Annotated in this window: 13 protein-coding genes; 5 read left to right on the top strand and 8 right to left on the bottom strand. The window is 73.1% G+C overall.

The window, feature by feature from the left end; genetic code table 11:
• From ACZ6K0_RS37860 to ACZ6K0_RS37840, 5 genes are all read left to right on the top strand, one after another.
• Window positions 1–888: an NUDIX domain-containing protein gene (locus ACZ6K0_RS37860; RefSeq protein ID WP_469578053.1), complete on the top strand. Its 888-nt coding sequence runs from the start codon at window positions 1–3 to the stop codon at window positions 886–888.
• A 102-nt stretch (window positions 889–990) separates the two neighbouring features.
• Entirely contained in the window at window positions 991–2,364 is a 1,374-nt protein-coding gene (locus ACZ6K0_RS37855) for an MFS transporter (RefSeq protein WP_469578052.1), read from the top strand.
• Complete coding sequence (locus ACZ6K0_RS37850) at window positions 2,361–3,674, top strand: methyltransferase domain-containing protein (protein WP_469578051.1); 1,314 nt, start codon at window positions 2,361–2,363, stop codon at window positions 3,672–3,674. Before ACZ6K0_RS37855 ends, ACZ6K0_RS37850 begins: the two co-directional genes overlap by 4 nt.
• A gap of 59 nt (window positions 3,675–3,733) precedes the next feature.
• A complete protein-coding gene (locus ACZ6K0_RS37845; RefSeq protein WP_469578049.1) occupies window positions 3,734–4,267 on the top strand; it encodes an HIT family protein in 534 nt (177 codons plus the stop codon).
• Entirely contained in the window at window positions 4,264–5,805 is a 1,542-nt protein-coding gene (locus ACZ6K0_RS37840; RefSeq protein ID WP_469578047.1) for an NUDIX domain-containing protein, read from the top strand. The genes ACZ6K0_RS37845 and ACZ6K0_RS37840 overlap by 4 nt, the downstream gene beginning before the upstream one ends.
• A 13-nt stretch (window positions 5,806–5,818) precedes the next feature.
• On the opposite strand, the gene ACZ6K0_RS37835 is transcribed toward ACZ6K0_RS37840, so the two are convergent.
• From ACZ6K0_RS37835 to ACZ6K0_RS37800, 8 genes are read right to left on the bottom strand one after another with little or no spacing between them, the layout of a single operon-like run.
• Window positions 5,819–6,379: an NUDIX domain-containing protein gene (locus ACZ6K0_RS37835; protein WP_469578045.1), complete on the bottom strand. Its 561-nt coding sequence runs from the start codon at window positions 6,377–6,379 to the stop codon at window positions 5,819–5,821.
• Complete coding sequence (locus ACZ6K0_RS37830) at window positions 6,379–7,335, bottom strand: phosphotransferase family protein (RefSeq protein ID WP_469578044.1); 957 nt, start codon at window positions 7,333–7,335, stop codon at window positions 6,379–6,381. The genes ACZ6K0_RS37835 and ACZ6K0_RS37830 overlap by 1 nt, the downstream gene beginning before the upstream one ends.
• Window positions 7,332–8,084: a class I SAM-dependent methyltransferase gene (locus ACZ6K0_RS37825; RefSeq protein ID WP_469578042.1), complete on the bottom strand. Its 753-nt coding sequence runs from the start codon at window positions 8,082–8,084 to the stop codon at window positions 7,332–7,334. The genes ACZ6K0_RS37830 and ACZ6K0_RS37825 overlap by 4 nt, the downstream gene beginning before the upstream one ends.
• A gap of 5 nt (window positions 8,085–8,089) precedes the next feature.
• Complete coding sequence (locus ACZ6K0_RS37820; protein ID WP_469578041.1) at window positions 8,090–8,896, bottom strand: inositol monophosphatase family protein; 807 nt, start codon at window positions 8,894–8,896, stop codon at window positions 8,090–8,092.
• On the bottom strand, window positions 8,893–9,993 hold the full coding sequence (locus tag ACZ6K0_RS37815) for a glycosyltransferase family protein (RefSeq protein ID WP_469578040.1): 1,101 nt from the start codon (window positions 9,991–9,993) through the stop codon (window positions 8,893–8,895). Before ACZ6K0_RS37815 ends, ACZ6K0_RS37820 begins: the two co-directional genes overlap by 4 nt.
• Entirely contained in the window at window positions 9,990–11,123 is a 1,134-nt protein-coding gene (locus ACZ6K0_RS37810; RefSeq protein WP_469578410.1) for a glycosyltransferase family 4 protein, read from the bottom strand. The genes ACZ6K0_RS37815 and ACZ6K0_RS37810 overlap by 4 nt, the downstream gene beginning before the upstream one ends.
• Window positions 11,124–11,170: 47 nt before the next feature.
• Window positions 11,171–11,845, bottom strand: coding sequence for an HAD family hydrolase (locus tag ACZ6K0_RS37805; protein ID WP_469578038.1), 675 nt, complete (start codon window positions 11,843–11,845; stop codon window positions 11,171–11,173).
• A complete protein-coding gene (locus tag ACZ6K0_RS37800) occupies window positions 11,842–12,756 on the bottom strand; it encodes an aminotransferase class IV (protein ID WP_469578036.1) in 915 nt (304 codons plus the stop codon). Before ACZ6K0_RS37800 ends, ACZ6K0_RS37805 begins: the two co-directional genes overlap by 4 nt.
• Between the last annotated feature and the right edge of the window lie 2 nt (window positions 12,757–12,758).

The raw sequence follows: 12,758 nt of genomic DNA, 5'->3' as shown, positions 1-12,758 counted from the left end.
ATGGTCAGTACTGAACAGCGGCTACAAACCGGTCGGTATCTGCTTCACCTCCGCGACCACAAGCCCGGCGTCATCTGGCAGCCGGGGGCGTTCGCCCTTCTCGGCGGCGGCCGTACCCACGACGACGAGAGCCTGGAGGGCACGCTGCTGCGGGAGCTGTCCGAGGAGGTGCCCGACCTCCGCCTCGAGAACGTGAAGCCCTACGCCCTGGAGTCCGCCACCAGCGTCGACGGCCTCCACGTCCCGGTCCAGGTCTTCGCCGGCCGGTGGCGCGGCAACCCCGACCGTCTCCGGCTGCACGAAGGTGTGCTTCTGCGCTGGTTCACGGTGGACGAACTGGACCGGCTGCGCCTGAGCCCGGCCACCCGGAGCCTGATTCGCCGGCACGCGGCCGAGAATCCCGCGGGCAGCGAGCCGGCCGTGGCCCCTCCCGTGTGGGACGGCGGCAGCCGGGTGGTGTTGAACGGTGTCGGAGTCCACCTCCACCTCGAAGACGCCGAAGGCCGGGTCCTCCTCGGCCTGCGTCACCCCAAGTCGAAGTACGCGGGCGATACGTGGCACTACCTGGCCGGGCGGGTCGAGCAGGAGTCCGCGCTCTCATGCCTGGTCCGCGAGGCGTGGGAGGAAGCAGGGCTGGTCATCGACCCCGCGGACGTGGAGCTCGCACACGTCGTCCACGTCGTCGACACCCCAGGCAGCCTGCCCCTGATGCAGCTCATCTTCCGGGCTCGCTGGTGGGAGGGCACCCCCGAGGTGCGCGAGTCCGACAAGTGCCTGACCTGGCAGTGGTGGCCACGTGACGAGCTGCCGAACCCGATCGTCTCCTACACCCGTACGGCCATCACCGCGATCTCCGAAGGCCACCTCTATTCCCAGCTGGGCTGGTGAACAGGGTGAGCACACCCGCCGGTAGCGCACCCAGCCGACGGGCCCAGACCAAGCCCCCGCACCACAAGCGGGAGCGCCTGGCGGAGCCGAAGGAGGCACTCCGTGCCGCCCTCCACTGAGCCCCCCTCCTCCACCGGCACCTCGCTGTGGCGGCACCGGGACTTCCGCCGCTACCTGACCGGCCAGGCCGCGAGCGTGGCTGGCAGCTCGATCACACAGATGGCGCTACCGGTGCTGGCCGTGCTCCACCTGGACGCGACCACCGCCCAGGTCGCCTGGCTGGCGTTCCTCGGACAGCTCCCGCCCGCGCTGCTCGCCCTGCATGCCGGCGCGCTCGCCGACCGGCACTCCAAGCGCCGGCAGATGATCACCGGCGACCTGGTCAGCGCCGCGGTACTCGCCACCGTGCCGGTGGCGGCCGCACTGGGCACCCTGACCTTGACGCAGCTCATGATCGTCGCCGTGGTCCAAGGGGCGGCGGGCGTCGTCCACGACGCGGCGGCCATCAGCCTGTTGCCCAGCCTCGTCGACCGGTCCTTGATCCAGCGGAGCAACAGCCGGGTCGGCGCGCTGTTCGCGGTTGCCGCGACCGCCGGAAGCCACCTCGGCGCCGCGCTGACCGCGCTGCTCGGCCCCGCTCGGGCCCTGCTCGGCGACGTCGCCTCCTACCTGATCAGTGCCGTGTGCACCGCCCGCATCCAGACCGCCGAACCCACCAACGCACGCCCGGAGTCCCGCCGGCTGCGCGGTGAGATCGGCGAGGGCCTGCGGTATGTGCGCGGCGATGACCGGCTGTGGACTCTGACTCTGGTCAACGCCACGACGTCGTTCGCGCTCGGGCTGCTCAACACCCTGTGGGCCCTGTACCTGTTGAGGTCCCTGGCGATGAGCGCGACCGCGTTCGGTGTGGTCCTGGGCCTCGGCGCGCTGGGCGCGGCCGCCGGGGCGCTCACCGCCCCGGCGTTGTCCCGCCGGTACGGGCCGGGGCCGATGATGCAGGCCGCGCTCGCGATCACCCCGCTGACCCAGCTCCCGCTGCTGCTCGCCTCCCCCGGCCTTGCCTGGCAGATCACGATCGGGGCGGCACTGTTCCTGCAGCTCGCCTGGGCCGGTGCTGCGGGCACCACTCAGCGATCCATCCGCCAGATCGTCACCACGGCCGGGATGCAGGCACGGATGCAGGCGGTGAGCACCTGGCTGACGTCCGGGGCCCGGCCCGTGGCCGCGCTCCTCGCCGGCGCACTGGGCACATGGCTCGGTGTCCGGCCTGCCCTGACCGCCGGAACCCTCCTGCTGCTCGTCCCGCTCGTCGTCCTCGCCCGCTCCCCGATCCGCGCGCTGCGGCAGATGCCGGACCCGCCCGCCACCACCCTGCCGTCGCCTCCCGCAGCCCGGACCGCCGCTCCCACCGTGCCCACTGCAGCGGGCACGAACGACGGGCAGCACGACCGCTCGCTCGGAGGCGATGCCTCGTGAACGAGGTGCTGAACTCGGCGGCGACTCCAACTGCCGCACCACCCGATCCCCTGGAGAAACCCGTGCTGACCGACAACACCGGGCCCGCCGCTCCCCCGCAGTCCGCCGTCGGCACCTCCGAGACTGCGGCGGCCCGGGCGGCGATGGTCGCCCGGCTTGAGGAGAGCGGAGTGCTCGGCCGCGGTCCCGTGCGAGAGGCTCTGCTCGCACTGCCACGCGAGATCCTGCTCCCGCACGCGTACGTCCGGGTCAGCGGCCCTGGCGCGGACCCGATCGACTGGCGCCTCCTCGACGGCTCCCACCCCGACGACCGTCAGGAGTGGCTCAAGCTGATCCACAGCGACGAGTCGATCCTGCTCCAGCGCGACGGCGAACCCCTTGACGCTCTCCCCCGCGGGCCGGTGACCGGCGGACACATGACGTCCATGTCCACCTACACCCCCGCCACGGTCGAAGCTCTCCAAGCCATGGAACTCGGTTCCGGGCAGCGGTATCTCGAGCTCGGGCCGGGCCCCGGCGTCGCCCTCGCACTCGCCGCCGCCATCACCGGCCCCGGCCTCGCCACCGGCGTGGAGCGGGACGGACACATGGCAGCCTTCGCCCAGCGGAACCTGGACCACCTTGGCGCCGGCGCGGAGGTGATCGAGGGTGACGCGCTCGAAGGGCACGAGGCGAGGGCGCCCTACGACCGGATCCACTCCGGCATCGGCGTGCCGTGTGTCCCGGCGCCGTGGGTGGAGCAGCTCGCACCGGGCGGCCGGCTGCTCACCACGCTCGCGACCCGTACACCGAGCTGGCCGGGACAACTCCTCGTCACCCGCACCGCGGCCGGCACGGTCAAGGCGGTCCTGCGGGGCCGGCCGCGCGGGTACCGGCCCTTGCTCGGCTACCGCTGGCTCAACGCCCTGGACCACCGCGCCCGCATCAAGGACGACCCCGGCACGGCACGGTCCACACCGCTCGCGCCGCCGCCGGACGACGCCTACGGCTTCTGGCTCGCCGCCGCCCACCTCGCCCCCGGTCTGGTCCGGGACTTCCAGGCCGAGACGATGACGATCGTCGCGCCCGACGACGACTCCTGGGCCGTCGCCGGCCCCGGCGACGGGACTGTTCGCGCCTGCGGGCCGCGTGACGTGTGGGCCGAACTCGAGGAGCTCCACGCCCGCTGGGAGGAAGCCGGCCGGCCGGAGGCGTACACCGTCGACCTCACCGCTGGCACCGGGGCCCAGACCGTCACGTCCGGCGCGGGGCCGGAGGCGTTGACCTGGGCGCTACCGACCCTCACCGGCATTCCCCGGGCGAGGTCGTGACCTCGCGCGGGCGAAACGCCCTTAGCCCGCCCACCAGCCGTTCAGAGAACGGAGTATGGATGTCCCAGCATCACCACCCCCTTCCTACCCAAGCCGACAGCTCCTCCGTGCCGGCCAGCTGGCCCGAGACCTTCCTCCGCCACCGCGCCGGCGACGGATGTCCGATGTGCGCGAACGACTACTCCGCGGACGACATCGGCTGGGGCCTCCTGCTCCGCCGCGGTGAAGTGGCCAACGCCTACCTGTGGCGAGGCGGACGCGTCCGCGGCTACTGCGTGCTCATCCACCGCGGCGCCCCGCACGTCGCCGAGCCCACCGACCTGCCGGAAGCCGACGCCGCCGCCTACTGGCGCGACACCCTCGCGCTCGGCAAGGCCCTAACGGCCTTCTACGAGCCGGTGAAACTGAACTACTCCACCCTCGGCAACGTCGTACCCCACCTGCACAGCCACATCTGCCCCCGGTACCCCGGTGACACCGATCCGGCCCCGGGCGGGCCGCTGCCGTGGGAGTTCCTCGACGGCGGACGCCAGGACGAGGCACAGTTGCTGGCCGACGCCGCCGCGCTGCGGACCCTGCTGGGGGACGCATGACCGGCGGCCAGCGGCACACCGAGCCGCTCGACGTCCACCTGATCGCCGTTCGCGACGGCGCAGCCGGGCCCGAGGTGCTGCTGTCGCGGCGGGCCGGCGACGTGGACGCGGCGGGATGCTGGCATCTGGTCAGCGGGCACCTGAACGGCCCGTGGGAAGACGTGGTCACGGCCCTGGTGCGCGAGACCCGTGAAGAGGCCGGCATCGTCGTCGACCCGGCCGACATCCGCGCGGCCGTCACTGTGCACCACCGCTCCCCCGCCGGCGGCGCCCGCCTTGGGGTCTTCTTCGAGGTGAAGCGCTGGCAGGGCAGCCCGGAGGTCATGGAACATCGGGTCTGCGACGCCATGGAGTGGTTCCCGTTCGACAACCTGCCGGAGCCGATGGTCGCGTACTGCAGGGCCGGACTGGACGCCTACCAGGCCGGCGCACGGATGGCCGTCCACTTCCAGGAGCCCGGCGACCCGATCGCCTACGCCCCGGACGCCGACCGGACGGTCCTGGTCCCCGACCCCGGTAACCGAGAAGACGTCCCCGAGGAGGTGCGCGCCTTCGCCGAACAGGCGGTGGGCAGGATCACCGCGTGGACGGACGTCTCCTGGGCGCGCGAGGAGAGCCGCGTCTGGCGGGCCCGCGGCGCCGAGGGCGGCATCTGGTACGTCAAGATCCACCAGAACGGCCGCTTCCACCAGCGTGAAGTCACCGCCCTCCGCGGTTGGGTGCCCTCCCTCGGCTCGGCCGCGCCCCGGCTGGTGGCCACCGACGAGCGGCTGCGGGCCGTAGTCCTCACCGCGGTCGGAGGCCGGTCCCTGCACGGGGCCACATGCACGCCCGCGCAGCAGCAGCGCATCTTCCACCGCATCGGGCAGCTCGCAGCCGCGATCCATACCAGCGCCACACCGCGCCCGGCCGCCGGCGCCCTGCCCCTGGGAAAGCTGGAGCGGCACCTGGACGGCGCCCGCGCCCACCTGGCGCCCGGGGATGAGGAGTTCATCCGCACCACTGCCGAGAAGGCCGTCGGCCTGCCCGCCCTGGCGGCGGTCCCGACACATGGAGATCTCCACGCGGCGCTCTCGTCGTCATCACGCCGGTGGCGGAGAACACGCCCGAGGAGCGGCGCGGCATCGCGCGGACGAGGACGAGATCGCCGTACTCGCCGCCGGATGGAAGACGGTGGAGCGGCTGGACGCGGACGGCCTGGCCGTCATGGTCCTGCGCGGCCCCTGACTCGCCCTACCGTGGCGAGCGGCCAGCCAGCTAGCTGCCTCGCGTCGCGTCATGCATGGCCCGCCGCAGCGTGCCGGCAGCCGCCACCTGGTCGTCGTCCAACTGTGAACACCGCCACCAGCGCGGCGTCGGCGTGGTGCTCCTGGATGAGCCCGGCCGACCTTGCCGTCGACTCCGGCCGCTGCCTCATCGACCTGAGCGAACCCGGGCCCGCCGTCGCGCACCAAGGACTGGACCTCCGCAAGCACACCCGCGTCCAGGGCGTCGAGCAGTTCCTCGCCGCCCTTCCACCCGCCGACGCGACCCTGTGAACGACCAGCCGCCCTACGGGCTTGTCCCCTCCGCGCCGACGTCGTCGCGGGTGTGCTCGACGTAGGCGGTGGTGCCCGTACGCGCGGCCTCGTCGACCGCGCACAATCGGTCGTACGCCCGCAGCGGGAGTACGAGCTTCCAGTCGGCCAGGGGGCGGGCGTCCCATTCGGTGTGCTCCGCCGGATCGAGCCGGATGGTCGACAGGTCGACAGGAGCCAGGGCCCCTCCGTCGAACACGTAGCCGTGCTTGGCGGCGGGCCAGGAGGATTCGGGCGGGAGGAAGTGCACGGCGAGGAGCCGGCCGCAGGGGCGTGTCAGACCGGTTTCCTCGGAGGTCTCCCTGACGGCCGCGGCGCGCGGGGACTCGTCGTGGTCGAGGTTTCCCCCGGCGAACTGCCAGATCTGCCGCCCACCGTCGGCCTGGTAGATCCGGGAGCGCAGCAGGAGAGGATGGCCGTCGGGGTCCCGCAGAAAGAGGCACGCGTAGGCGGTGGAGCGGGGCAGGGTCTCGATGTACTGCTCGGGCGGGAGCCAGGTACCGGCGGTGGGGTCGAGGTGGGGCGGGAAGGCCATCAGCTCCTCCAGTTCAGGTCGCGCAGGACGGTGACGGCCCACTGGTAGTGGCCGGTGGCCTGGATCGCCTTGTGGTTCTCGGGATACAGGTCGCAGGTGAGGATGGCGATGATCTCGGCGTACGCGCGCAGGAGGTGGCGGCGGCCGGCGGGGGTGCGGTCGGCGGCCTGGTCGAGCAGGCGCCGCCAGACGGTGAGGCGGTCGGTCTCGTACTGACGGTAGTAGATGCAGGCGCCGGCGACGTCGTAGAGCGGGTCGCCGGTCATGGTGAAGGTGCCGAAGTCGACGACCGCGGACACGGTTCCAGCGGCGAGCAGGAGGTTGTCGGGGTAGAGGTCGCCGTGGACGACGGCCTCGGGCCCGGTGTAGTCGCTGTCGAGCAGCGCGTACAGGTCCTTGACGACGGTGTCGAAGCGGGGAACGTCGGCGCTCAGGATGGCGTGGACGGTCTCGAGCCTGGTGTCGAGCAGGCGGCGCAGGAAGGGGTGCCAGCCGAGGCCGGGCTCGGCGCCAGGCGTGCCGGGGCCGGCCAGCAGCATGCGCGGGCCCGCGTCGCCGGGCGGAGGCAGGGCACCGAGGGCGGTGACGGCGTCGAGGTAGAGGGCCTCGGACTCGGGAGTGGTCAAGTCGCAGACCTCGCCCATCGGACGGCCGGGCAGAAGCGTCTCGCGAGTGGCCAGGAGCGGGCCGTGCTGCTCAACCGAGCGGATCTCAGGCAGAGCGTAGGGCACCCGGTCGCGGTCGAGCCGGTCGTAGAAGGCGCGCAGGGTCTGCAGCCGGGCGGCCTGGGTGCCGTCGGGGTCGCCGTACACCTTGAGCACCTGCTCGGCGTCGAGGAGGTAGACCTTGGCCTCGGTGCCGGTGGCGATGAGGTCGGCGGAGTTGAGCTGGTGGGCGGCGAGGAGGTCGCGTTCGGCCTGGGCGGTGATGTCGCTGACGTCGCGGCGGTGGATCACGGGGTGACTCCGGGGGTGGTGGCGAGGACGACGGTGCGGTTGGCGGGCCGGGTGGGCCCGAGGAGGAAGTCGCCGTGGAAGGAGACGGCACTGAACCCGGCGGCGGCCAGCATGGCGTGCAGCTCGTCGCGGGTGTACATGCGGGTGCGGCAGGTGCGCGACCATCCGGGGCGGCTGTAGGTGACGTGGGCCAGGCTCTCGGTCCAGTCGTACCAGGACGTCTCCGTGACCGTGCCGGTGGTCGTCTTCTTCGTGCTGACGGGCTCGTCGTCGTGGCGGTTCTCGTGCTCGGCGCGCTCGCGGGTGGTCAGTTCCATGACCAGGGTGCCGCCCGGGACGAGGGCGCGGCGCCAGGCGGTCAGGGCTTCGGCGTCGTCGGCCGGGGTGGGCAGGTAGCCGAAGCTGGTCCACAGGTTCAGCACGACGTCGTACGGGCCCGGCGGCGGGGTGCGCATGTCCAGGGCGTGGAAGGTGACGGCGGGCCAGAGGCGGCGGGCGGTGGCGAGCTGGACGGGCGAGGTGTCGATGCCGGTGACGCGGTAGCCGGCGGCGGCCAGGGGTCCGGCGTGCCGGCCGGTCCCGCACGGCACGTCGAGGATCCGGACCCCGGGGCGCAGGGCGGGCAGGGCCGTGAGGGCGGTGAGGTCCTGCTCGGTGGTGTCGTACTTGCCGAGCTCCGTGAAGGTCGTCTCGAACCCTTCGTCGAAGAAGGTGTCGGCCCAGTTGTCGGGTGACGGGGTCAGCGGCACGGGGGCTACTCCTGGGTGAGGGCGGCGAGGAGCCGGCGGTGGAGGGCGGGGGTAGTGGCGGCCACGAGGTAGCGGGCGGTGACGTCGCAGCCGGTCAGGCGGAGCGGGGCGCCGTGTTCGTCGGTGACGGTTCCTCCGGCGGCGGTGATCAGGTGGGCGGGGGCGGCGATGTCCCAGGTGCGGTGGCCGCACATCAGGGCGACGGTGGCGGCAGCGTGTCCGCGCGCGACGTCGACGAGGGCGCGGGTGGACTCGTAGGCGTCGAGCCGGTGGTCGAGGTGTGCGGGGACGGCGCGGCGCAGGTCGGGCGGGTCGCAGTAGCAGACGTGGACCGGCAGCCGTGCCGGCGGCGGGGCGGGCGGGGTGAAGGAGGCCGTGTTGTTGATCGCGGTGGCCAGGATGCCGTCGGCCGGGAAGGAGGCGATGGACAGCAGGGGCAGGCCCGCGTGCCAGGCGCTGAGGAGGATCGCGAAGTCGGGCGAGCCGTTCAGATAGGGGCGTGTTCCGTCCAGGGGGTCGACGAACCAGACGATCGTGCCCGGGGCGGCGGGGTGGTGGCTGGCGGGGTCTTCCTCGGCGGCGATGTGGGCGCCGGGGGTGGCGGCACGGATGGCCCGGGTCAGGAGGGCTTCGCTGGCGAGGTCGGCGTCGGTGACGAGGCTGCCGTCCGTCTTGACGGCCGCGTCCGGGCGTCCTCCCGCGCCGGGCCAGGTGTCCAGGAGCCGTAGTCCGGCGGCGCGGACCGCGTCGAGAAGGACGTCGGTGGTGGCGTCGGCCTGTTGGCCGCCGTGCGGCAGGAGGAGGGCGGTCATACCGGCGCCGCCTGGTCCAGGGCGAGGAACACCCCGGCCGCCCACGCCACCCAGGTGTAGGACGTGTCGAAGCGGGGCGCCGAGGGCCGCCGGGCGTAGCGGGTGCGCAGGGCGCGGGTCAGGTCGGTGATCTCACTGCCGCCGACGGGGACGTAGGTGACGGCGTCGGTGTTGTCGAGCAGGCGCAGGCCGGTGATCTCGCTGGTGATGACGGGCCGGCGGTGGGCCAGGAGCTTGGTCAGCGGGCCGGAGGTCTCCCCCAGCCACGGTCCGCGAAGCTGGATCGCGCAGTCCACGGACATCAGCAGCTGGTCGAAGTCGGCATCGGGCAGGTACCCGGTGTGGACGATGCCCGGGGCGTCGGGGACGGCGAGGCCGTCGCGGGCTTCGCCGGCCAGGAGCAGCACCGCGTCGGCGGGCCGGTCGTCCCACTGCCGCCACGCGTCGAGGAGCACCCCGATCCTCTTGTACGCGCCGAGGAAGCCGAAGGTGGCGAACACGAAGGCGCCCGCGGGCACGCCGTGGGCGGCGAGCAGATCCGCGCGGCGCGGCGCAGTGATGGGGTGGACGCCGAACGGGATGCGCTGGATGCGGGCCTGCGGGTAGCGGCGGGCGAGAGTGTCGTGGGCTTCGGCGGAGTGGACGAGGACCTCGGTGGCCTGGCCGATCGCGATGCTCTCCACCCCCATGTCCATGCTGTACCGGTCGATTTCAGGCCGGGCGTCGAGGTAGCGGTCCAGGGCCGAGCGGTCGGTGAACCGGTGGTCGAGGTGCCGGCCGGCCAGGGCGAGGAACCGGTTCTGCTCGGCGGGCGGGAGCCGGTCCCAGCAGCTGAGGTAGTAGTCGATGTTGTTGTACTCGTGCAGGATCACGGGCCCGGGCCGGGCGGCGAGCGCCCGGAACGCCTCGTGGTGCATCGCGTTGTTGCCCAGGTGGTAGAGGACCTGGTCGAACTGGCGGGGGTCGGTTGCGGGTTCGGTGACCCTGACGGGCTCGTAGTAGGCGGCGAGGGAGGCGAGGGAGTCGGTGATGTAGGCGGCCACGCCGCTGCGGTCGGCGGGCAGCGGGCCGTAGATGCCGAGCGTCTTGCGGGTCATGCTGCTCCTGCCGTGCGAAGGCGGATCGCCTCGCGGTAGACGTCGAGGGTGCGCTGGGCGCACTGGGCGATGCCGAACGTCTCGGCCGCCCGCCGGCGCCCGGCCTGGCCGAGCCGGGCCCGCAGGCCGGGGTCGGTGGCGAGGCGGTCCAGGGCGGCGGCGTAGCGGCGGGGGTCGGCGGTGTCGGTGAGGATGCCGGTCTGGTCGGTGACGACTTCACGCAGCCCGTCGGTGTCGGTGGCGACGACGGGCAGGGCGTGGCGCATCCCTTCGACGCAGGCCAGGCCGAGTCCTTCGTGGGTGCTGGGCTGGGTGAGGATGTCGCCGGCGTCCAGCGCGAGATCGCGCAGCGAGTCGGGGCAGTCGGCCAGGAGCGTGACCGCGGCGCCGGCCGCGGCGGCCTGCTGCTGGAGCCGGCCGAGGTAGCCGGGGTCGGACCCGTTACGGGAGCCGATCAGCAGCACCCGCACCGGGCCGGTTTCCTGGAGGAGGGGAAGGGCGTCGAGAATCCGGTGCTGGGCCTTGCGCGGGGTGTAGCGGCCGACGCACACCACCAGCGTGCCGTCGGCCGGGACACCGGCTTCCTTCTCGAGCTCCTGCCGGGCCTCCGCTCGCACGCGCGGCTCTGCGTCGGCCGGGGCCGGGGTGCCCATGAATACGGTGCGGATCCGGTCCTTGGGGTAGCCGAAGGAGACGGCCTGTTCGGCGAAGCGGCGGCTGCCGGCGAGCACGAGGTCGGGCAGGCAGGCGCGGGCGACGAACCGGGAGCGAGCGGCGCCGCACGGCTCGGTCTCGGGCCGGGTCTCGTGGAACGAGGCCACCAGCGGGCTGCGCTCGGCCAGGCCCGACAGGGACGCCAGCAGCAGGGCCGCCTGGGTGTGGGTGTGCACCACGTTGAACGGCTGGCCGTCCAGGAGCGGCGCGACATCGGCCAGCAGGCCGAACATGGCCTCCTCCCAGGGCACGCCGTGCTCGGTGAACCCGGCGAGCAGCGCGCCGGTCCGGATCACCTCGACGCCCTCTTCGGTGGCGGTGGGCGGCTGGCCGGGGTGGTCGCGGTTGGTCAGGACGGTCACCCGGTATCCGAGCTGTGCGAGGTGTTCGGCGAGGTTCGTCACGTGGGTCTCCATCCCGCCGGCCCGGGGATGGTACGTCGTGGACACCAGGCAGATCCGCATCAGCAGCCCACCAGCGGCAGAAGGTCACCGAGCCGGTGGATCACCGGCACCGGCAGGGTGCGCCAGACCCGGTGCCGGTCGTAGAGCACGGTGCGGCCGATGCCCGCCGCCAGTGCACCGAAGACGTCGTTGATCAGCCCGTCCCCGACGAACACCACTTCTGCCGGCGTGCATCGGGCGCGTTCCAGGCCCGCAGTGAAGATCGACGAGTTCGGCTTCTCGCGGCCGAAGACTGTGGAGTCGACCGTCGCGTCGAACAGGCCGAGCAGCCCGAACCGGTCCAGCTCCTCATCGAGGGTGCCGTCGGAGTTCGACACCGCCACCGTGGTGATCCCTGCGCCTTTCAGCGCGGTGAGCACACCGACCGCGTCCGGGTCGAGGTCGCGGTACAGATCCGGCCGGGCCGCGGCCGCCGTCCACGCCGCCGAGCCCGCCGACCGGTCCACCTCCAGCAGGTCCGCCCAGGCGTGGCCGAGCTTCGTGGGCCGCTCAAGGCCGTGGGGGAAGTCGGTGTGGTGGGCCTCGGCCGCCGCCGCGAGCGCCGCCGCCGCGACGGCCGGGTCCACCCCAGGCGCACCCTGGGCGGCGAGTTCCTCGGCCATCACCGCGCCCGAGGGGTGGATCAGCGTCATGCCGATGTCCAGCAACACCGCCTGCGGCGTACGCCTGTTCACGCGAGGACCTCCGTGAACGCCTCGTCGAGCGGCTCGGTGCGGCCGGTGCACATCGCCAGGTACGCCTCGCTCACCGCGCCGGTCACCGCCCCGGCTCCGTCGCCGAACTGGCGGTCGTCGACGCAGGAGACCGCACGGACTTCGTCCAGCGTGCCGGTCAGGAACACCTCGTCCGCGTCCATCAGCTCGGCCGGGGCCAGCGAGCGGACCTGGACGGGGATGCCGAGCCGGTCGGCCAGGGCGAGCACGATGCCGCGGGTGACGGAGTCCAGCAGGCCGTCGCTGACCGGCGGGGTGACCAGCGTGCCGCCCGTGACCGCGAACACCGCCGCCCCGCCCGTCTCCGCGACCGTGCCTCGCTCGTTCAGCAAGATCGCCTCGTCCGCGCCGTCCGCCTGCGCCTGCAGCCGGGCCAGGCGGAACGCCGCGTACGCGGCACCGGTCTTCGCCGATGTCGGCAGCGCCCGGTCCGGGATCCGCATCCAGGTGCTGATGCGGCAGGCCACCGGCCGCTGAGGGCGCGCCGGCGCGGCCACGCACGTGACGTACACGCCGGTCACGATGCCGTCCGGGCGGTCGGTGTACCGGCCGTCCTCCACGTACAGGGTGGGCCGCAGGTACACGTCGTGGCGCGGGGCGAGCTCCTTGAGCAGCGCGGTCATGCCCTCGCGGACCTGTTCGGCGAGGCGGGGGCGGGGGATGCGCATCAGGGCGGCGGACTGCTCCAGGCGGGCCAGGTGCGCCGCCGGGCGGACGACGGCCAGCCGGCCGTGCTCCGCCTGCCAGTAGCCGCGGATCCCCTCGAAGACGTTCACGCCGCGCAGCGCGGTCTCCGAGGTGACGTGTACGCGGGCCTCGTCCCAGGGGCGGATGCGGGCGTTGTGCCAGATCAGTTGGGGGTGGGTGTCCACCG

This window comes from Streptomyces sp. NPDC042346, assembly GCF_055581845.1.
The sequence above is the reverse complement of the archived record's forward strand: the minus strand, read 5'-3'. Positions and strand labels throughout refer to the sequence as shown.

What these genes read in the sequence shown, in the direction of transcription:
- ACZ6K0_RS37845 (WP_469578049.1), top strand. Translation starts at nt 3,734, where the DNA reads ATGTCCCAGCATCACCACCCCCTTCCTACCCAAGCCGACAGCTCCTCC.
- ACZ6K0_RS37840 (WP_469578047.1), top strand. Translation starts at nt 4,264, where the DNA reads ATGACCGGCGGCCAGCGGCACACCGAGCCGCTCGACGTCCACCTGATC.
- ACZ6K0_RS37860 (WP_469578053.1), top strand. Translation starts at nt 1, where the DNA reads ATGGTCAGTACTGAACAGCGGCTACAAACCGGTCGGTATCTGCTTCAC.
- ACZ6K0_RS37820 (WP_469578041.1), bottom strand. Translation starts at nt 8,896, where the DNA reads ATGACCGCCCTCCTCCTGCCGCACGGCGGCCAACAGGCCGACGCCACC.
- ACZ6K0_RS37810 (WP_469578410.1), bottom strand. Translation starts at nt 11,123, where the DNA reads ATGGAGACCCACGTGACGAACCTCGCCGAACACCTCGCACAGCTCGGA.
- ACZ6K0_RS37815 (WP_469578040.1), bottom strand. Translation starts at nt 9,993, where the DNA reads ATGACCCGCAAGACGCTCGGCATCTACGGCCCGCTGCCCGCCGACCGC.
- ACZ6K0_RS37835 (WP_469578045.1), bottom strand. Translation starts at nt 6,379, where the DNA reads ATGGCCTTCCCGCCCCACCTCGACCCCACCGCCGGTACCTGGCTCCCG.